This is a genomic window from Clostridium aquiflavi, assembly GCF_031344075.1.
Classification (GTDB): domain Bacteria; phylum Bacillota; class Clostridia; order Clostridiales; family Clostridiaceae; genus Clostridium; species Clostridium aquiflavi.
Map to the genome: position 1 here is coordinate 1 of NZ_JAVJAN010000041.1, position 22,201 is coordinate 22,201.

Here is a 22,201-nt window from a genome sequence, read left to right on the forward strand (position 1 = left end):
TTTGTACAATTAATTGCTTGTCAGCAATCTTTGATTGGGAGCATGCATTAATTGGACTAAGCTTTATTTTAGAGTTCTTAAAGCAAATTCCCCTGTCCATGAGCTTTATACTACAATATCAACATTCACTTAAAACATAGCCATTAAATTATATTATGTTACTACAAAATCTTACCTAAGCAAAATATCACATTATTAATGTTTTAAATATTTCTAATATCTCTAAAGCCTCTTCTTCATTCTTTTTTTCTATTGCACATCCTGCATGTACTAATACATATTCTCCCTTTTTTAAATCCTCTATCAATTCTATGTTTATCACTTTATTTATTTTTCCAAACTGAATTAATGCATCCTTATTATATATTTCTAAAACCTTACCAGGAATTGCTACACACATATATTTACACCTTCTCCAATTCATTTGCTATAATAATCTGCCCTATAGATAATCCACTATCATTACAAGGTATAATTTTATGAGTTAAAATATTAAAATTATCATCTTTTAATTTAATATATAATCCTTCTAATAGTATTGGATTTTGAAACACTCCTCCGCTCAAAGCTACTGTATTTAATTTTTCCTCTTCTCTAATTTTAAGTAAAAGTTCATATGAAAAATCTATTATAGTATTATGAAACTTTAGCGCTATTTCACCTTTGCGTAAGTTATTTTGTATGTCCATTAAAATTTCTAATATAATTTTATTAGTATTTATTATATAAATTGAATTTTTTTTAATTATTTTATATCTATATTTATCTTTATATAAAATCTTATTATTTAATGAATTTTTAAAGTCTTCCGCTAAATTTTGTAAATATAAAGCAGCTTCACCTTCATAATTTACACACTCTATAAAACCTAAAATACTAGCAACTCCATCAAATAGTCTTCCAATGCTAGATGTTAAAGGAGAATTAATATTTTTTTCAATCATCTTAATAATAAAGTTAACAGATTTATTATTAAAAATTTCTTTAACTTTCTGTATTTTATTTATTGAATTATCATATATACTATCAAATATACTATTAAAAAAATTTTCTTTAAATTTATCATTATTTATATAAGTAAAACCATTTTCTTTACACCATAATTTTTCTTCTTTAAAAGCTTTATATATTAATGAAATACCAATTTTCCATGGTTCTTTTACTGCCCCATCACCGCTAGGTAATACAATATTTTCAATGTGACCAACTCTTCTAAATTTTTTATAATCACATATTAAAAATTCTCCACCCCACAGTTGGTCATCTTCTCCATACCCAACGCCATCAAAAGCAACACCAATAACTTTGTTTCTCTCATTATTCTCAAACATACAACTAACTATATGGGCATGGTGATGATATACCCCCACCATATTGCAATTATTATATAATTTTCTTGTTTTATATTGCTTTTCATCAATAAAATCATTTGACCAATAATTAGGATGATTATCGTAAGCAATTATATTAGGTTTAATATTATAAATATTCTGTATAAAATTTAAATGTTTTTCAAAATATTTAATAGATTCAACACTATCCATATCTCCAATATATGGACTAGTAAAAAAATAATCTCTGCAGCTTAAAGAAAATGTATTTTTGAATTGAGAACCTAAAGATAAAATATTATTTTCTAAGCTATATTTATAAGATAATGGTGCATAGCCTCTCCCTAACCTTATAACCCTTTCCTCATTTAAAATCACAGTTGTTACAGCATCATCTATTGGATTATTAATATCCCTGTCATGAATCAAAAAGTAATCACAAATATTTTTAAGATTCTTTACTGCTTGAAAATTATTATATATAATAGGTGCTCCACTTAAATTTCCACTAGTAAAAACTATAGTTTCTATCTCATTATCAAATAATAAATAATGAAGTGGACTATATGGCAATACTACTCCTAATCGTTTATTATTAAATGAAATATTATAAGGAAGTAAATTATTCTTTTTTTCTAAAAGTAGTATTGGTTTTTTATTCCCAATTAAAATCTTTTCTTCTATTGAATTTATATTGCAATATTTATAAACAACATCTATATCCCGCATCATCAAAGCTAACGGCTTACGTTTTCTATTCTTTCTAATTCTAAGCTTTTCTATTGAATCTCCATCCTTACCATTACATATAAGATTAAATCCTCCTATCCCCTTTACACATATAATTTTCCCCTCTTTTAAATACTTTTTAACTTCCTCTATTTCATTAACATTTTTAATTACTTGTCCTTCATTATTTAAAAGAGTTAATTGTGGACCACAACTTGTGCAGCATGTTGGTTCTGCATGAAATCTTCTATTTATAGGATTTCTATATTCTTTAGTACATTCAAAACACATTTCAAACCTACTCATTGAAGTATTCTTTCTATCATAAGGAAGATTATCTATAATAGAAAATCTTGGTCCACAATTAGTACAATTTATAAAAGCATAATTATATCTTCTAGAATTGTTTATATTTAATAATTCTTTTTCACATTCTTTGCATGTTGCTATATCTGGAGATATTAGAGTAATCTCTTTATTATCTACACTACTTTCTAGAATTTTAAATTCTTTAAAACTTCCTAATTTTCCATCTTCTATTTTTATTTCATCTATATAGCTTAAATCTGGTGGTTTTTCCTTGATTTCTTCTAAAAAATTTTCTACATTTTTAGAATTACCTTGAACTTCTATAACTACACCCTTATTAGAATTCTTAACATATCCTTTTAAATTATTATTTAATGCTATCCTATAAACGAATGGTCTAAAGCCAACACCTTGTACTCTTCCTTTAATTACAATCTTTTTTCTTATCATATTCCCCACTTCTTTTTTATATGATTATTCCCCTTCTATTCTATAAAGTAACATCTCATAACCTGAAATTATTTCACTACTTAAACAATTACACTTAGGACATTTTTTATTTGTAAAACTTATTGAAAATTCTTGTTGACATTTTTTACAATATGCTTTTGCCTTAATTTCATTTATTTCTAATTTTGCACCCTCACAAATTCCATTTTTACTTAATGCTTCAAATGCAAAAATAAGATACGATTTTTCAATATAATAAAATTCTCCTATTTTTAAAATAATTTTAGTCACCTTATTGATATTATTTTTCTTGCAATTATCTTCAACCATATCTATTACCGAACTCATTAAAGATACTTCATGCATAATCCTCACCATAAATCCTTTTAAGTATATTTTTTATTTCATTAAATACTTTAATTGATATATTTAAGAATTCATTTTTTAAAGTTTTAGATAACTCTAAAGAGAAATCTATATTTTCTATCTCTATACCTATTAAATACCCATTTACTTCTCTATATTCTTTTCTTAAAATCTTTAATAAACTTTCATTATGCTCATCTCTACTATTTGTAATAAACCTATCACATTCTTTAAAATCAAAAATAGAAATAACCCCCGGCTTTAATCCTAAATACGTACTATCAACTATAATAACAATATCTTCTTTGTTTATGCAGTCCAAACAATACATATAATCAGTTTCTCCAATTATAACCTCTATATCTTTACTGAGTTTCTCTATTTCATCTTTTATTTTTTCTACTATCTTTACTCCTATCCCATCATCACAAAGGAGTATGTTTCCCACACCAAAAATTTTTATCATACTATATTTATGTTAAAAGGTTCATATCTATCACTAACAATATGAGCAGCACAATTTAAGCATGGATCAAAACTTCTAACTATTCTTCCTATTTCAACTGGATATTTAATATCATTTATTTGTGTACCTATTAAAGCTTGTTCAGCGGTGCCTTTTATTCCTTTACTATCTTCAGGTGATAAATTCCAAGCTGATGGAGGTATTAAAGTATAATTTGAAACAAGCTTTTTATCTATTGATAACCAATGCCCTAAAGCACCTCTTTCTGCTTCTATTAAACCAATTCCTTTTGCCTTTTCAGGCATCTCCCACTCTTTTTGATATGCTTTTCCTAATTTAAGCATTTCTATCAAAACTTTTATTGTTTCACAAATTCTTTTTGCTTCTAAAGACTTAGCTGCAATTCTATCCATTGTAGATATTCCCCCACTATATCCTCCATTTAACGTCATTCTTGCTAATGCCCCAACTTCCATAGCATGTCCATTATATCTTGGAGCATTTATCCAACTATATGCATTCTCTTTATATGCATTAGGTTTTGCCGGTTCATCTAATCCTGGAATAATTGTTTCTGAAGTTCCATTTGCCCATGTTTTAGCAACACTCTCAGTAATATTATTAATATCAAATGTTTCTTTTACCCCATTTATAATTACTCCTGGTGCACAATACTTTATTGGTGGTGAATAATCATTGTATAATTCATAGCACATTAGATTTCCATGACCTTTACCAATTTTAAAATAATCATTATATACTTCTGATATTCTATAAACATCTGGTATTAGTTTTTCTTCAACAAAACTACTTATTACATTAATACTATATTTAATGTTCTCTATCTGCTGAATATTAATGTTTGTAGTTGTTCCTCCTACAAATATTCCATGACAATGTGGTACTTTTCCTGCTAATTCAGCTACTCCTCTATGTGCTTCTCTGCTGTATTTTACTGCTTCTAAATAATCAGAATTTATCCTATCTGTATCAGCTTTAGATAATCTATAATCAGCCTGTTTAGCCGATTCAGTCTTATATAATGGATTCAAATGTACTATATCTACATAGTCAGGAAATACAAAGAAATAAACGTGTCTTAAATAATTTTGGAGCAATTCAAATCCATTAGCAATATCACGCACAATCTTTCCATTAAAATCTGGCGTAACCTTCATTGCATCTTCTAAAGCTAAAGTTGCAGCCATTGTATGATGAGTGGAGCAAATTCCACATATTCTTGGTGCTAAATATATAATATCTAAAGGTGATCTTCCTTGAAATATTTGCTCAAAACCTCTAAATTGACTGCCACTACTTTTAGCATCAACAATTTTATTATTTTCAATCTCTACCTCAATACTTAACAGTCCACTTACTCTTGTTATAGGATCAATTATTATTTTAGTCATATATCTAAACCCCTCCATATCTAACAAATGGCTCATTGCCGTCTGGAAATTTAGGTCCAGCACATCCTATGCAGTTTGTATTATCTCTAACTGGCCAATTTTCAGTTCCATTCCACTTGCTTATTGGACAATATGCATAAGTCACTGGTCCTTGACATCCTAACTTAAACATACATTCTTCATCCCCAAGCTTCTTTGCAAATATTCCCGCATCAAAGAATCTTCTTCTTAAACAATTATCATGAATTGTCTGTCCATAATATGCTGTAGGTCTTCCATCGCTATCTAGTTCTGGTGCTCCATAAGAAGTAAGATATCCCAAAATCCCCATAATCCAAACTGGATTTGCTGGACATCCTGGAATTGCAATAATATCATCTCTTTTTAAAAATTCTTTAACACTAACAGCATCAGATAAATTAGGTCTAGCAGCAGTGGGTCCACCATAAGAAGAGCAAGTTCCAACTGTAACAATATATTTTGCATTTTGGGCTATAGTTTTAACTCCCTCCATAGCTGTTATTTTTCTGCCTTTATACGTAGCAATTGTTGTATACAATCCATTATCCTTTAATGGGACTGCTCCACATACAACAAACACATAATCAGTATTTAAAGTTTGTAATATTCTTTCATAAGCTGTTTCACCTGAATCTCCACATATACTACCAAAATAATTTAAATTAACAAATTCTTTAAGTAAATATAAAACATCTGGATCCTTTGCATCAAGTAAGGATATTATTTGCCCAAAACAACCCGAAATTTCAAGCCATATAGCATTTATTTTCTGTTTTTTTCCTGATTTAACATCTTCAATTGCTCTTTCAGTAAATTTCACTGCTAATTCTTCTTTATTTTTTTGTAAACTACAATTCATTTTACAGTTATTACAATTTCCATAACTTAAAACTTTATTTTCTTCCATATTTATCTTTTTGCAAGAACTGTTAGTATATTTTAAATCTGCATATTCTTCTACATCATTATCTTTTATTTGATTCATATAAAAATTTTTATTATCTAAGTAATCTATATTTTCAATTCCATACAAATCTTCTGCTTTTACATATTTTACTGGCACTATAAATCCATTTTCCATTTTTAAAATATACATGTATTTATCTCCTAAAAAATAATCATTATATATAATATTATTTTACTTTTAAAAAAATTCTTCTATGATAACTGTTCTAAAAGAAATAATTCATAATAAAAATATTGTAAAGAAAACTTTTAGAGTACTAATAAATATTTGGTTATAAGGAGAAATTAAAAATGAATGAAAAGACAAAAAATCTAGTACGAGCTGGATTACTCCTAGCACTAGGAATAATAATTCCATATACCTTTCATATGACAGGATTACCAGGTAATATATTCTTACCTATGCACATACCTGTATTACTTTGTGGATTTATCCTTGGAGAAAAATATGGCTTACTTATAGGATTTATAACTCCAATAATTAATTCAATTATTTCAGGAATGCCTCCTATATATCCAATAGGAATATGTATGGCATTTGAACTTTCAAGCTATGGGCTAATAGCAGGATTAATGTACAAAAATAAAAAGTATAATATTTTTATATCTTTAATAACTGCTATGATTATAGGTAGATTAATTTCAGGTATAACAAATTATATTTTGTTAACTGTTTCAGGAAATGGCTTTGTACTTGCTTCATTCTTAACAGGTAGTTTTATAAAGGGAATATGGGGAATAATTATTCAACTTATATTAATACCAATAATAATTAAAATTATTGAAAATAAAATAGATAAGGATGTAATTATAAATGGATGATTTAGAATTTTTTAATAGTGTTGCATTTAAGTGGGATGAAATGTGTAAACATGACGATAAAAAAATCAGAAGAATTATAGAATTATCAGATATAAAAAGTGGTTCTAAAATACTTGATGTTGGAACAGGAACGGGTATATTAATTAGTTATTTATTAGAAAAATCTCCTACTAAAATCGTTGCCGTTGATAATTCTGAGAATATGATTAAGGTATGTAAAAGTAAGTATAATGATAAACGAGTTGAATTTATTGTAAATGATATTATGAATCTTGAGAATTATACATTTGACTATATTTTTATTTACTCAGCTTATCCACATTTTAAAGATAAGTATGCACTGTTTAACAAACTTTATAACCTTTTAAATAAAGATGGTAAAATAGTTATTGCTCATTCAGATAGTAAAGAAAAAATAAATAATGTACATTTAAAAAAACCTCAAATAAAATACAATGTACTTCCTCCAGTAGAAAATACCATAATCATAATGAACAATTATTTTTATATTGATAAAAGCATCGATAATGAAGAAATGTATTACGTGTCTGGAATAAAATAATAAAATAAACACCAACGTCCTATATAAAAACATTGGTGTTTATTTTAAAACATAGCCTATTATTTATGCTTTGCTGTCGCTTTAATATTTTTTAATCTTTTCATGACATCGTTTGCACCTTTGCCAAAATAATCATTAAGTAATAAATACTCTTTGTATAAGCTATCATATGTAACTGCATTTTCATGAATAGGTTTAAATGTACCTTCTTTTACTTTACCTAAATGTCTAGCTACATCATTAGCATTTTTATATCCTGTCACTTCTTCTTTAGCTGCTGCAATTCCTAAAATCGCACTTCCTAAAGCTCCTGATTGCTTAGTGTCTATTATTTTTATTTCTTTATTACATACATCTGCATATATCTGAACTAACATAGGATTCTTTAATGGTATTCCTCCAGCTACACATATTTCATTAACTGGAACACCATGCTTTTCAAATTGTTCAATAACAACTCTTGTCCCATAAGCAGTTGCTTCTATTAATGCTCTATAAATTTCTTCTGGTTTAGTCTTTAATGTCATTCCTAATATCATACCTGTTAAATCAAAATCCATTAAAGTTGATCTTACTCCATTAAACCAATCTAATGCTATAAGTCCACTCTGTCCAACTTTATAGTTTTCTAATTTTTTGTTTAATAAATCAAAATCACTAATACCTAATTTTTTTGCTTCTTCTTTATATTTGGCTGGTAAGGCATTTTCTTTAAACCAAGCAAAATGATTTCCCACACAACATTGTCCAGCTTCATATCCAAAATATCCTGGAAGAATACCATCCTTTACAATTCCACAAACTCCTGGAATTCCTTCTTCTGTTTCAGACAATAACATATGACAAGAAGATGTCCCCATAATTATAAGCATTTTTCCTGGTCCATCAATCTTACTTGCAGCTACAGAAGCATGAGCATCTATAATACTAACCCCTACTGGAGTACCTTCTTTTAATCCTGTTTTTTCAGCCATATCTTTAGTTAAATACCCTAAGCATTCACCTATAGATTTAATATTAGTAGATAATTTTTCATCTACCACATTTTCCATTTTAGAATTTAATGATTTAAAGAACTCTTTACTTGGATATCCCATTTCATGATGATAAAAAGCTTTATATCCTGCTGCACAAGCACTTCTTACCTCTTCACCTGTTAATAACCATGTAATCCAGTCACACGCTTCTAAAATTCTACCACTTGCTTCATATACCTTAGGAGATTCTTTTACAATTTGCATAATTTTAGGTATCATCCACTCACTTGAAATTTTCCCTCCATATAAAGACAACCATTTTTGATTTGTCTCACTTGCAATTTTGTAAATTTCATCAGCACAATATTGCGCTGAATGATGATTCCATAGCTTTGCATAAGCATGAGGATTATGTTTATATTCTGATAAATAACAAAGAGGAATACCCTCTTTTGTTGTTGGTAATATAGTGGAAGAGGTGAAATCCACACCTATTCCTACTATATCATCATTATTTACTAAATTTTCATCCATAATCCCTTTTAAGGTTTCAATTAACCCTGTTTCATAATCTTTAGGATGTTGTAAAGCCCAGTCAATTCCTAGTTCTTCTCCTGTTGGAATATTATCAACCATTACTCCATGTGGATATTCATAAATTTTAGTTAATAACTCTTCTCCTGTTTTTATATCAATTAATAATGTACGAACTGATAAAGTCCCAAAATCAATACCAATAGCATACTTACCCATAACTTTTATACCTCACAAATTCTACTTTTATTTTTCTCTATACTTTAGAGATATGGCTGTATCAAAAAACATATATATCTTTATTTGCTATATTTAAGCGAATGTTAATATTGAATATAAGGAAAAACTAGCATTCGAATTTGATTATACTCAATATTAACTTCTTAGATATATTTGAAACAGACTCTTCAATTAAGATACAGCTTTGTTTTTAATTAAGTTTGTAATGTCAGCTACCGAATCTACAATTATGTCTGGTTGAACACTACTCTTACCAATATCTTCTTTTGTGGTTTCTCCACTTAATACTAATATAGATAAAACATCACTATTTTTAGTTACTGCTATATCTGTATATAATCTATCTCCAACAACTGCAATTTCATCTTCTTTATATCCAGTTTCTTCAATTATATATTCCAATGTATGATGAGAAGGTTTACCAAAAAACTCAGGAAATCTATTTGTAGAACTTTCAATTAACCTTGCCATCGATCCACAGTCAGGAATAAATGTATTTCCTTCCATTGGACAATTTAAATCTGGATTAATTCCAAAATAAGTTTTTCCTTCTCTTATAAAACTACATGCCTTTTCAAGCTTTTTATAAGTAAGGCTTGTATCAAACCCTATGATTACAATATCAGGATCACAATCGTTTAACTCTATATTAAACTTTCTAAATTCGTCCAATAAAGATTGTGTTCCTACAACATAAACACTTTTTCCAGGGTAGTTTTTCTTTAAATATTTTATCATTACATGAGTTGAGATCATCATTTGTTTTGGTTCAATAAGTATATTCATATTCTTTAATTTTTCAATATAACTTTCTTGGCTTTTTGATGAATTATTTGTGAAGAAATAATATTCTCTATCTGTTTGTTTTACTGTATCTAAAAATTCATTAGTAAAATCAAACAAATTTTTACCTAAATAAATAGTTCCATCCATATCTAAAATAAAACATTTAATTTTTTCTATTTTATCTTCCATATACTTGTTATTTAACTCTATATATTGACTTTGTCCACTTTCAAAATAGTCAGCAATTTTTTCTGACATCTTATCTGCAATACCTAAATCCCATAGCAATTGTAAAAGGGTATAACGATCTCTAACTTCTTTTGCCACTAATATACTATCTTTAATCATTTCATAATCAACCCCAACTTGTTTAGGATTAATTGGTGCATTTAAAGATAATAGAATATCTTCTATTACTTTAACATTAGGTAATGAGTCATTTATTACTTTTGTTATCTCATCCCAATGTTCTTCTATTCGTTTTATTCTCTTTTCATGAAGATTCTTCGAATTTTTATTTGTTTTCGCTTCTAAAGCTATTACTCCGTTTGCTGCACAGCCATAGCTTTGTATCATCTTTTCTTCCCATGCTTTTTGATCGTAATTTTCTACATATTTTCTAGCATTTTTAAAATCTATTTTTTCTTTTAATAACATTTCATATGTCTTTATAACAGCTACTGTTCCAATCCCTACTTTAGTTCCATGTAACACAGGTTTTCTTCCCTCAAATAAGAATTTCATTTCCCAATAATGAGAAATATGATGTTCGCTTCCGGATGCTGGTCTTGAATTACCAACAAAACTCATTGCAATTCCTGTTCCTATTAAAGCTTCTGTAATATTGCTTATTGCTTCTTTTGAACGTAGCATTACTTGATCTGCACTTTCCACTACTTTTTTTATAGATTTTTCAACCATTTCAACTATTTCTTTACAATAATACTCTTTATTTACAATATTGGCAATTTTCCAATCACATAAGCAAGTATACTTTCCTAGTATATCTCCAAGTCCCGCTGTTATCATATTCATAGGAGCATTTGCTAAAACGTCTACATCAGCTATAATAGCTGTTGGAACATGAGCATCATATGTTGTTTTTAAATTGTTAGTTATAAGTGCTGCTCCTACTGAAGCAAACCCATCCATTGATGGTGCTGTAGCTACAATAATATAATCTATTTTTAGCTTATAGCTTATATATTTACACATATCATTGATAGTTCCAGTGCCTACCCCTAATATAAGATCATAATTACTTTCCATTGCAAGTTGTATTTTCATTATAGTCTCTTCATTTGGAACAACTTCATCTTCATCCAATACAATCTTACTTATTTCAATATTTGCTGTTTTAAATTCATCTTCTACTTGTTTTCCAGCTGCTACATATGTATTTTTATCTGCAACCATAAATATTTTTTTATAAGACTTTCTTTTAATAAATTCAGGTATTTTTTTTATTGCACCTTCTGATATCTCTACATAATCTAAATCAGTTTTATGATTTTTCCCACAAGAACAAAAAAAATCGTGATGTAAATAATCTGATATTGAATTTATCTTTATATTAATCATGCATAACCACCCTTTTAATATATTTATTTTTGCTAGCAAATATATTGTATATTGCCATTATAAATATGACTTAAACAAGCTGTCAATCAAGTCAAATACTCAGTTATTAATAACTCTAACATTATAAAATTAATATTTTTTTCTTTTTAATAAACTTAATTGTTTTAGTGAAAAGCTCTCTTTGTTATTTATTAATATTCTTAAGTTCAATTACTCAGTCCACTTTGCTTATGCATATATCAACACGCTGCTAAAACATAGCCTTTTGTATAAAAAGATCTATGTCTTAAAAATAGTTTTTTGATTAAATATATGAAACTAATTTTCATATATCTTTTTTACTATTAATAAATTTAACATTTTATTAATAAATATTAATACTAATTATTAATAAAACTCCTTAAATCCATTAATAATAAATTTATTTATTAATTAACTATTTGTCTTTTTTATTCCTATTTTGTATACTAAGTTTAAAAGAAAAGGAGTGGTTTACTTGACGTCTTATCGTAAGATAACAACAAAAGATATTGCTGACTATGCTGGGGTTTCTCAATCAACTGTTTCAATGGTGTTGAATAATAGACCCGATGTTTCTTTTTCTTATGAAACAAGAGAAAAAGTTCTTAACGCTACAAAAGTTCTAGGATATGAAAAAAATAAAAATAAAAAGACATGTAGTGATACAGTTTTATCAAAGCTTATTATAATAATGTGTCCATCTCTTTCTAATTTGTATTATACTATGCTGATACATTCTATTACTGAGCAAGCAAATAAACATGGATATTCTATATTTATAGCACCTACAATGAGAAATCCTAAGCTTGAAAAACATTATTTAAATATGTATTCAAATCTTAAAGTAGCTGGGATTATATATTTATATCAATCTACTTTAGTTTCACAAATAAAAGACTTAGTTTCTTCTGCTCCTGTTGTCTTGATTAGTGATAAAAATGAAGATTTAGACTTAGATTCTGTAGAATTAAATAGCCATAAAACAGGTTATATTATAGGTGAACATCTATTATCTCTTGGACATAAAAAAGTAGCTTATATTTCTACTCCACTACTTGCACATGAAATCCCAAGAATTCAAAGACTTAATGGATTGAAAAAAAGCTTTTATGATCACAATGTTGATATCGATAACATTATAATAAAAAATGAAGACATTCAAAATACTACTAAGTATCCTTTAGATAAAACTGAATATTTAACAGGATATAACTTAACAAAAAAATTATTAGCAGAAAAAACTGATGTAACAGCCTTTATTGGAACTAATGATATGGTAGCTATTGGAATTATGGATGCGTTAACAGAAATGAAATATAAAATACCAAATGATTTTTCAGTCTGTGGTTTTGATAATACCCTATTATCATCTTTGCAAAAAATATCTTTAACAACAGTTGATCATGCTATAGAAAATAAAGGTACTGAAGGTGTTAATATTATATTGAAAAAAATAAATAGTAAATCTTCAAATTCACAAAACAGATCTTGCATTATGAGACTAGAATATGAACCTTTTATCGTTAAAAGAAACAGTACAGGAATTGCACGAACTACAAAACTATATTAAAAAATTATTTTAGCCCTATAATTTTATATTTAATATTTCTGATAAATTCAACATTTATTAATAGTTTTTAAATATATGGCATTATTTTTAAAATTTATGTAACTACGAATAACATTAAATCAAAAAAATTATTGCTTACCACAAGCTTAGGTTTTATGTTATAAGTTTCTAGCAATGTTTTAACCCCACCACAATGATCATAATGAGCATGACTTAAAACTAAAATATCAGTATTTGTAAGATCAATATTTAATTTTTTAGCATTTTCAATAAAATCTCCTGTTTTTCCAGTATCGAACAATACATTACAATTACTTCCTTCAATAAACATAGAAAGTCCATGTTCATTTTTCAGCTTCTCATATTTGTCCTGAGTATTTTCTATTAATGTGGTTATTCTAATAAAGTTATTTTAATGTTAATAGACCTAAATATTAAATGAGGATTTTTCATAATTGAAATATCCTCATTTAAATATAAAATCCAATTTTTATAAGAGAAGCAAGGTTTATAATCTACTAAATTTATCATGTCACATTACAAAATATAATATATAATCCTAAAAATATACTATTTTATTTTTAAAGCTCTAATAGCATTTAGAATTGCAATTACGGATACCCCAACATCTGCAAATACTGCTTCCCACATATTAGCTAGTCCAAATGCACCTAGCATTAAAACAACAGCTTTTACAACTAGTGCAAATGCAATATTCTCACCTACAATTTTTAATGTCTTACGTGCTATTTTAACTACAGTAGCTATTTTTTGAGGATTATCATCCATTAATACAATGTCAGCAGCTTCTATAGCAGCGTCTGAACCCATGCTTCCCATTGCTATCCCAATATCTGCACGTGATAAAACAGGTGCATCATTTATTCCATCTCCAGTGAAAGCTAATTTTTGTTTAGATGGTAACTGATTTAAAAGCATCTCAACCTTTTCAACTTTGTCTGCTGGCATTAATTCTGCATAAACTACATCGATTCCTAATTTTTCAGTTACTGCCATACCAACTTCTTCTTTGTCACCAGTTAGCATAACAGTTTTCTTTACACCAAGTTTTTTCAATTCCTTAATTGCTAAATGTGATTCTTCCTTAATAGTATCAGAAATTACAATACTTCCAATATACTCTTCATCTATTGCAACATATACTATCGTTCCCATACTATTGCATTGTAAATAAAATACGTTCATATCTTTCATTAATTTATTATTACCTACAAGAATAGTGTGATTAGCAATATTTGCTTTTATACCACGTCCTGATATCTCCTCTACATCTTTCACTAATTCAAGATCTAATTCCTCACCATAAGCCTCTTTAATTGATTTTGAAATTGGATGATCTGAATAACATTCTGCTAATGCAGCATATTTTAATAACATTTCTTTACTTACACCAGCTGCATTAATCTCTGAAACTTTGAAATCTCCTTTAGTTAAAGTTCCAGTTTTATCAAACACGATAGTGTCCATTTTAGCAAGTACTTGTAAATAGTTGCTTCCTTTTACCAATATTCCAGATTTAGAAGCTGCCCCTATGCCACCAAAAAAGCTAAGTGGTACAGAAATTACTAAAGCACATGGACATGATATTACAAGAAATATACAAGCACGTCCAATCCACTCTGACCAATTATAACCTAATATTAAAGGTGGAAATAATGCAAGAATTAAAGCTGAATAAACAACTATAGGAGTATAATATCTTGCAAATTTAGTAATGAAATTTTCAACTTCTGCCTTTTTACTGCTTGCATTTTCAACTAAATCTAATATTTTAGATACAGTAGAATCATCGAACTCTTTAGTAACTTTAACTTTTATTAATCCATTAGTATTTACACAACCACTAATAATTTCATCACCAGCATTAACTTTCCTTGGAACTGATTCTCCAGTTAATGCAGCAGTGTCAATCATTGAACTTCCTGAAACTACAATTCCATCTAATGGAATTCTCTCTCCAGCTTTAATAACAATTATATCTCCTATAGAAACATCATCTGGATCAACTTGTTCAAGCTGTCCACCTTTTTCAACATTAGCATACTCAGGACATATATTCATCAATTCTGTGATGGATTGTCTTGAACGATTAACTGCATATGTTTGAAAAAACTCTCCTATTTGATAAAACAACATAACTGCAACTGCTTCTGAATACTCTCCAATTCCAAATGCACCAAATGTAGCTACACACATCAAAAAGTTTTCATCAAAAACTTGTCCATGTGTAATATTTAAAACAGCTTTATATATAATGTCCCATCCAATTAAAGCATATGGAATTAAAAATAAAATAGACATATAAATTTTAGGTAGATTATATGGTAGTACACTAAAATGATGAATGCATATCAATAAAATATATATGATTGCAGTTAATACAATTCGTGTAACCATTACCTTTTGCTTCTTACTCATCTCTATCCCCTACTCTAACACAATAGTACAATCTGATTCTACTTTTTTACATACAGAAACCACATTCTTCATGATTTCATCGAATCTCTCATCATCTGCATTAATTGTAAGCTTTTGTGCCATAAAACTTATACTTGCTTCATTAACACCTTCAATTTTATTAATAGCATTCTCCATCTTTGCAGCACAATTTGCACAGTCTAAATCCTTTAATTTAAATTTTTTCTTCATTCTAATCTCTCCTTCATTTTTTATTCTACTATGTTTTAAAACATAGTCTTTTATTTCCATTGTAAATTTAAATTTGCATTAATATATAGTCATTTTATTATGTTATCACATGAACATTTATTCATATGATAGGCAGAAAAATTAACCATTAAATTATTAAAATACTTCCCCTTTCTGTGACATAAATTATTATCTAGTATACTAATATTATATATTTTTTTCTCTTTATTGTCTGCTCCAAAAAAACAAATTTTAGCTCCATTTGGACATTTTGGTAAATAAAAAAAATAGCTTGTTCGTATATAAGACATATAGGGACAAGCTATTTAAAATAAGAGTAAAGTTAATACATAACGTCTAATTAATCCTTTAAATACTAATGCTGTCATTATATCTTCTAAACATTTTTTCGATACTCTAAAGGACTTATACCCATAATCTTTTTAAAAACAGCTGCAAATTTACTTTGACTTTCATATCCAACACTTAAAGCCACGTCTGCTATACTATTTTTAGTCTGTCGTAAACTTATAGCTGCATTTTTAATTCGGTATTCCTTGATATATGATGCAATTGAAGTTCCATATACTCCTTTAAAATATGTTTTTAACGTTGTAGGACTTATACAATACATTTTGGCTAATTCTTCAATTGTATATCTACATTGCATATTTTCTGTAATAAATCTCTTTATTTGCTTAATTATTTCTACTTGATCCTTTGAATAATATTCTTTTTCTTCTTCTTCTTCTGAAGGATCTATAATACTTAAAAATACTAAAAGCTCTAAAACTTTTAACTTAAAATAAGCCTTTTGTACTGATTCTGGCACCGAATATAACTCAGAAAATATATGTTCAATCTTATCTTTAGCTCTCATAATAAAACATTTATTATTATTACAAAATTTCTCTTTCAAACTATATATATCAATATTAACATCCTTCAAAATTTCAGGTACTTTATTAATAATTTCATTCATATATATAATAACTGAAATCCCTTTATAATGCTTAAGTGGAAAACCAATTGTATCTGCATGATTACTCATCATATTAATAGAAAGGTCACCTTCCCCCATATATAAAGAACTACCATCGAGCAATATACATTCTCCTCTTCCTTCTTTGCAATGATTTATTTCAATTATATTATCGTATACTGGTACATCGCATAAACAAGTTGTTGCTTCAAATTCATTATATACCAATTCAATACCTGTAAATACTTTGTATACTGTCATTAATCCAAGACCTTCATTACAATTCATTTTATATATAGTTCTATAATCATCCTTATCAAGTTTTTCAACAGAAGAGACTCTGTTTAAAAATTCATGATCTTGAACAATATCTATTCCCTGCATCATAAACTCTGCTACTCAAAACTTGTTATTTATTTTTGAATATTTTAATGAGTAGCTTCTCCTTCCTCTTTTTAATTTCTTAATTTTATATTTTAAAGTTTTCTTTTATTACATATTAATTTCTTCTATAATTAATTACTTTTATTTGTCGCTATATTTTAATACAATATCAACATTCACTTAAAGCATGTCCTTATTTATATTTAAACTGCATCAAGATTTGCTTTAACATTTGTTTTTGATGATAAAGATTTAAATTCAAATATCATCATATAAATAGTAATTAAAACAAGTATTCCGTCATTTAAACCAATTGCCATCCAAATGCCTTTAAATCCAAGCCATTTTGGTAAAATCATAATAAGAGGAATAAAAAGTATTACTTGACGTAATAGTACTATAATACTTGCTTTTTTAGCTTTTCCTAATGATTGGAATAATGTAACAACCATTATGAAAACTCCAAGGAAAATATAAGTACTAAACATAATTCTAAAATTAGATAGTCCTTGTTGGATTATATCAGGCTCTTTAATAAATAATGCTAGAACTGTTCCTGGTGCAATTTCAACTGGTAAATAGAAAACTAAAGATAATACAAGTGCACTTGCAATAAACACTAATGTCATAGTTTTTACTCTATCATATTTTCCAGCACCGTAATTAGTACCTGCAACAGGTTGGAAACCTTGACTAATTCCCCATAATGGAATAAATGAAAATGTTTGAACTCTTAAGGCAGCTCCTAATAAAATTTGAGAAGTTCCTCCACCATACTTTGAAGCACTATGAAAAATAAATGTTTGATATAATAATGTCATTACTTGCATAAGCATTGCTGAAAGTCCAACTGCAAATATTTCAGGTAAAATATTCATAGCCAATTTAATTTTATTAATTTTTAAATTTTCGCTTTTTCTTACAAAATACATTAAGGTAACAATAGCTTGTATAAATTGTGAAATTATAGTAGCATAAGCTGCGCCTTCAATTCCCATATTAAATTTATTAAATATACTTATTAAGATTGGATCAAGAATTATATTTAAAACAGCTCCACTACCTACAATCAGCATTGATTGTTTTAATGCTCCTTCTCCTCTCATTACCATATTAGCACTTTGAAAGAAATTTACAAATAATGAACCAATAAATATAATTTTAAGATAGCGAACAGCGCCATTTAAAATCTCACCTTCAGCACCCGTAACTGATAATATTTGTTTTGTAAAAATAATGCCAACTACAGTAATTATAAGTGATAATATAAATACAATCATTATAAGATTTCCCATAATGGAATCAATTGTTTTTTGATCTTTTTTACCAATAGCTCTTGATAATACTGATGCAGAACCAACTCCTATAAGTGTTGCAACTCCACTATTAATTAATGTGAATGGATATGAAATTGAGATAGCTCCCATTGCAGTTGAACCAATCATCTGTCCTGCAAATACTGCATCCATCAAATTATAAAGACCTACTACAAGCATACCTAAAACAGCTGGTATACTTAATGAAAGCATAAGTTTAAATGGTGATTCTGTAAGTAATTTTGTTCTATTATTCATTTTAATCTCCTTTTTATTTAACTTTTTAACTATGTTTTAAGTGAATGTTGATATTATAGTATAAGGGCGAACTGGCATTGGAATTTGCTTTTTTAGAACCCTTAATGAAGATTTGTCAAATTAATTGCTTGTCAACAATCTTTGATTGGGAGCATGCATTAATTGGACTAAGCTTTATTTTAGTGTTCTTAAAGTAAATTCCCCTGTCCATGAGCTTTATACTATAATATCAACACTATTTTAAAACATAGCGAACTTTTTATAGTTTTTAATTAATAACTAATCTTTATTTGCAATTTTTAGATGCACAATTTGAGCAATTGCAATTACAAAACTTCCCTCTTTTAATATCTTTAATTTTTCTTTGTATAATCCAAATAGTGTATGACAATATTGAAAGTGTAGAAATCATTCCTAAAGATTCCAAATGTTTTTCTACATTCAATGGCAAATTTAACTGTTCGATAGCATACGTATTATCTATTTTTCCTTCTGCTAAATTCATAATATTACCGCCTATACTTTCATTTATAAATTTTAAATTATATAAATAAAATAATTAATTGTCCTTAATAAAATAAATCTTTTTCAAATTCGATAATGATAATTATTATCTTCATAATATTAGTTTAGACCATAATAATTAATTTGTACGCTCTACATTGACATTGTTTAGTCCCGTTTAGACATATATTTTTTAAATGAAAAAATGATAAATTAAACAATCTTAGTTTTTCTCTAACCAAGATTGTTTAATTTTCTCTTTATTTTCTAAATATCATTAACTGTCAAACCATTTCTATTGTTTGATTCTACTAATTGAGGTTTTCCAAGAATATCTGAAATTTCTATCCATAATTGACAAGCTGTCAATTGATATTGCATTTGCATAGTTTGAGATTTTTTATCTTTTATTACTTTTTCAAAATTTGATAAAGCTCTTTCAATCCCTAATGGTCATATATATTCATAAACATTTTTGTATGTCATATCACATGCATTACTTATTAATTCAGTAGAACACACTTAGTTTATTACTACATAAAATGAAAGCAACTCAATGTAATATTTTACCTCAAAAGTGAAATTATTTAAAAATAAATAATTATTTAAATTTTCAAAATATTTTCCGAATTGTGAAAACATACTTGTTTTTTAATTTAAATCTGCTACAATATAAGTAGAGTTAGTAATGAACTTAAATGCAAATATATTCTCATTGGAATATATAAAAATTTCATTTGAAACTATTTGGAAACAATAAATTACGACTCCTTTTTAATATTATTTAAAAAAAGCAATGCTCACTATGTTAAAAGATATCTTTAATGTAGTGAGCATTGTTTTTTTATTCTTAAACATATCTATTTTTTTGTAATTTTCTTATAACTTTAAGAATATATAAAAATATAGCAATAATTAAAGAGGTGTAAAATAAATGACTAATAATGCATATATTGCCTTATTACTTTCTTTTTTTGCTGGAATTTCAACAGTATTAGGTGCTGTTGTTGTATTATTTATAAAGAAAAAAAGTGATAAAATAATTACTTTTGCTCTTGGATTTTCTTCAGGAGTAATGATTTGCGTTTCTTTTACTGACTTGTTTCCTCATGCTGAAGAAACATTAGTAAAATATTATGGAAATGTCTATGGTGTATTGCTAACAATCTTTTATATGCTAAGTGGTGTAATATTTGCTATGCTTGTTGATAAATTTGTTCCACATGAATCTAAAAATATAAATGAGCATGATAGTAATAAGCATTTAAATCTTTTTCGAGTAGGATTTGTATCAATGATTGCAATTACACTACATAATTTTCCTGAAGGTATTGCTACCTTTATGTCAAGTTATCAAAATATCACATTAGGAATGTCTATTTCTTTAGCCATAGCTATGCATAATATACCTGAAGGTATTGCTGTTGCTATGCCAATTTACTACTCTACTGGTAGTAAGGGAAAAGCATTTAAATACACATTGTATTCTGGTTTATCAGAACCTTTAGGGGCTCTTGTTTCTTTTTTTATTTTAAAACCATTTATTAATGATTTTATTTTAGGTTTAATTTTTGCATTTGTAATGGGAATAATGCTATATATATCTTTTGAAGAGTTAATTCCATCTTCTCGTCAATATGGATATAACAATTTATCTTTATACTCAATTTTTTTAGGAATATGTATAATGCCGATAACCCATATTTTCTTAAATTGATGTAATGAATTTCTTATTTCATTGTTTAGAATTTACAATTAAAAATTAAAAAGATTCTATAAATTTTCTAAAAATATATAGCAAATCACATAAATTTCCATATATGTAAAAAAGGAACTACTTTAATTTTAAGTAGTTCCTTTTTAATATAATACTATTTTAATATAATACTATTTTCTAAAATATAGTTCTTTTAAATTTCCTGCCATCTCTTCTAGACTATTAGAAACTTGTTTCAATGAATATCCAAGTAATAGTGGTGATGTAACAAATCTTGGTGTAACTTTACATATAATTTTATTATTCCAATGATAAAAAAACAAATTAAAACTGTCACATTTAGCAAAATAATTATTTAATATATAATAAACTATTCTTCTTATGCCTTCCGATAAACTAAATGTATTTTTTAAATCATCATTTATAATAACATTAAATTCATTAAATCCATTTATAGGTTTTGTAGATAGGTTTACTTCACAACATTCACTTTTGAAAATTTCTATACCTTCAAAATACTTTTCATTTATATTTTCTCTATAATCTATATTATTTAATCCTACAATTTGCATATGAGCATGCTTTATGCTTCCCCCTGAATGAGGTCCATGATTCTTATAAAATATTACTGACTTGTACTTATTGCTTTTTTCTATATCAAGCCAATTCTTTAGCCCAAAACTAATTAATTGCTCCATATATTCAGAATCATAATTTCCCATATTTAATTCACAATCATAGGTTTCTATAATAACTAATTGAAGAGTATCTCTTAATGTTGGAAATTTATTTTTTAACAATACAAATGGTCCCTTTTCTTGAATAATATCAGTAAGTTTATTCCTATTACAAAACGGACATTCTGTATTCTTATTATTAAAACTATTAGGCTTATTTTTTCCAATATTATTTATGAATATTATATATTCATCATTATGACTAATCATAAATTCACCTACAATTCAACAAAAATTATAATTATTAATCTATACTAAAATATTTTAAATATTACTGTTAATTATATTATATTTCTTTAAAAGTTACAATTTTATAAAACTTTATTTTTTAATTTTTAATTTCTAATATATTAAACTTATTTAAAATATTCTTTCCAAAATTCTTAAAAATATTAAATTAAAATCTTAATATTAAATTAATACAATTGAAATTAACCCTATTATATTGTATGTTATAATATAACTGTAATTATTCTTTTTAGTTTAATTG

The 22,201-nt window shown here is 26.9% G+C and carries 18 protein-coding genes and 1 pseudogene; 4 read left to right on the plus strand and 15 right to left on the minus strand.

Annotated elements, in window-relative coordinates; genetic code table 11:
* Positions 1-187 precede the first annotated feature (187 nt).
* Genes RGC78_RS13475 through RGC78_RS13500 form a run of 6 tightly spaced genes read right to left on the minus strand, consistent with a single transcriptional unit; the run spans position 188 to position 5,943 of the window.
* The gene (locus RGC78_RS13475) at positions 188-400 is read right to left on the minus strand and encodes a HypC/HybG/HupF family hydrogenase formation chaperone (RefSeq protein ID WP_252213963.1); all 213 of its coding nucleotides are present in this window, start codon (positions 398-400) and stop codon (positions 188-190) included.
* Positions 401-404: 4 nt separating this feature from the next.
* Positions 405-2,819, minus strand: a complete 2,415-nt coding sequence (gene hypF / locus RGC78_RS13480; RefSeq protein ID WP_309556809.1) for a carbamoyltransferase HypF — start codon at positions 2,817-2,819, stop codon at positions 405-407.
* Between the two features lie 24 nt (positions 2,820-2,843).
* Positions 2,844-3,185, minus strand: coding sequence for a hydrogenase maturation nickel metallochaperone HypA (gene hypA / locus RGC78_RS13485; protein ID WP_252213967.1), 342 nt, complete (start codon positions 3,183-3,185; stop codon positions 2,844-2,846).
* The gene (locus RGC78_RS13490) at positions 3,178-3,651 is read right to left on the minus strand and encodes a hydrogenase maturation protease (protein ID WP_252225518.1); all 474 of its coding nucleotides are present in this window, start codon (positions 3,649-3,651) and stop codon (positions 3,178-3,180) included. The genes hypA and RGC78_RS13490 overlap by 8 nt, the downstream gene beginning before the upstream one ends.
* A complete protein-coding gene (locus RGC78_RS13495; RefSeq protein ID WP_252213971.1) occupies positions 3,648-5,063 on the minus strand; it encodes a nickel-dependent hydrogenase large subunit in 1,416 nt (471 codons plus the stop codon). The genes RGC78_RS13490 and RGC78_RS13495 overlap by 4 nt, the downstream gene beginning before the upstream one ends.
* A 4-nt stretch (positions 5,064-5,067) precedes the next feature.
* Positions 5,068-5,943 carry a hydrogenase small subunit gene (locus tag RGC78_RS13500; protein ID WP_434062238.1) on the minus strand — a complete coding sequence of 292 codons (876 nt, stop codon included), beginning with the start codon at positions 5,941-5,943 and terminating at the stop codon, positions 5,068-5,070.
* Positions 5,944-6,341: 398 nt separating this feature from the next.
* Here RGC78_RS13500 and RGC78_RS13505 point away from each other — a divergent pair, with 398 nt between their 5' ends.
* Positions 6,342-6,872: an ECF transporter S component gene (locus RGC78_RS13505; protein ID WP_252213975.1), complete on the plus strand. Its 531-nt coding sequence runs from the start codon at positions 6,342-6,344 to the stop codon at positions 6,870-6,872.
* Positions 6,865-7,434, plus strand: a complete 570-nt coding sequence (locus RGC78_RS13510; protein ID WP_252229620.1) for a class I SAM-dependent methyltransferase — start codon at positions 6,865-6,867, stop codon at positions 7,432-7,434. Before RGC78_RS13505 ends, RGC78_RS13510 begins: the two co-directional genes overlap by 8 nt.
* A 59-nt stretch (positions 7,435-7,493) precedes the next feature.
* On the opposite strand, the gene RGC78_RS13515 is transcribed toward RGC78_RS13510, so the two are convergent.
* Both RGC78_RS13515 and RGC78_RS13520 read right to left on the minus strand, forming a co-directional pair.
* Positions 7,494-9,164 carry a ribulokinase gene (locus RGC78_RS13515; protein ID WP_252213979.1) on the minus strand — a complete coding sequence of 557 codons (1,671 nt, stop codon included), beginning with the start codon at positions 9,162-9,164 and terminating at the stop codon, positions 7,494-7,496.
* A 192-nt stretch (positions 9,165-9,356) separates the two neighbouring features.
* Positions 9,357-11,552 carry an iron-containing alcohol dehydrogenase gene (locus tag RGC78_RS13520; protein ID WP_252213981.1) on the minus strand — a complete coding sequence of 732 codons (2,196 nt, stop codon included), beginning with the start codon at positions 11,550-11,552 and terminating at the stop codon, positions 9,357-9,359.
* Positions 11,553-12,039: 487 nt separating this feature from the next.
* On the opposite strand from RGC78_RS13520, the gene RGC78_RS13525 reads away from it, so the two are divergent.
* Entirely contained in the window at positions 12,040-13,143 is a 1,104-nt protein-coding gene (locus tag RGC78_RS13525) for a LacI family DNA-binding transcriptional regulator (RefSeq protein ID WP_350339624.1), read from the plus strand.
* Between the two features lie 118 nt (positions 13,144-13,261).
* Here the strand turns inward: RGC78_RS13525 and RGC78_RS13530 are convergent.
* From RGC78_RS13530 to RGC78_RS13555, 6 genes and pseudogenes are all read right to left on the minus strand, one after another.
* Positions 13,262-13,546, minus strand: a pseudogene (locus RGC78_RS13530) (MBL fold metallo-hydrolase); the annotation flags it as partial.
* Positions 13,547-13,713: 167 nt separating this feature from the next.
* On the minus strand, positions 13,714-15,582 hold the full coding sequence (locus tag RGC78_RS13535) for a heavy metal translocating P-type ATPase (protein ID WP_252213984.1): 1,869 nt from the start codon (positions 15,580-15,582) through the stop codon (positions 13,714-13,716).
* A 9-nt stretch (positions 15,583-15,591) separates the two neighbouring features.
* Positions 15,592-15,813 (minus strand): cation transporter, encoded by a 222-nt coding sequence (locus RGC78_RS13540; protein ID WP_252213985.1) that lies wholly within the window; start codon positions 15,811-15,813, stop codon positions 15,592-15,594.
* A gap of 397 nt (positions 15,814-16,210) precedes the next feature.
* On the minus strand, positions 16,211-17,182 hold the full coding sequence (locus RGC78_RS13545; protein WP_309556810.1) for a helix-turn-helix domain-containing protein: 972 nt from the start codon (positions 17,180-17,182) through the stop codon (positions 16,211-16,213).
* Positions 17,183-17,382: 200 nt separating this feature from the next.
* Positions 17,383-18,753, minus strand: a complete 1,371-nt coding sequence (locus RGC78_RS13550; protein WP_252213986.1) for an MATE family efflux transporter — start codon at positions 18,751-18,753, stop codon at positions 17,383-17,385.
* Positions 18,754-19,039: 286 nt separating this feature from the next.
* Positions 19,040-19,258 carry a FeoB-associated Cys-rich membrane protein gene (locus tag RGC78_RS13555; protein WP_252213987.1) on the minus strand — a complete coding sequence of 73 codons (219 nt, stop codon included), beginning with the start codon at positions 19,256-19,258 and terminating at the stop codon, positions 19,040-19,042.
* 933 nt (positions 19,259-20,191) lie between these two features.
* On the opposite strand from RGC78_RS13555, the gene zupT reads away from it, so the two are divergent.
* Positions 20,192-20,974, plus strand: a complete 783-nt coding sequence (gene zupT / locus RGC78_RS13560; RefSeq protein WP_252213988.1) for a zinc transporter ZupT — start codon at positions 20,192-20,194, stop codon at positions 20,972-20,974.
* Between the two features lie 170 nt (positions 20,975-21,144).
* On the opposite strand, the gene RGC78_RS13565 is transcribed toward zupT, so the two are convergent.
* The gene (locus RGC78_RS13565) at positions 21,145-21,921 is read right to left on the minus strand and encodes a DUF4931 domain-containing protein (RefSeq protein ID WP_252213989.1); all 777 of its coding nucleotides are present in this window, start codon (positions 21,919-21,921) and stop codon (positions 21,145-21,147) included.
* Positions 21,922-22,201: the final 280 nt, after the last annotated feature.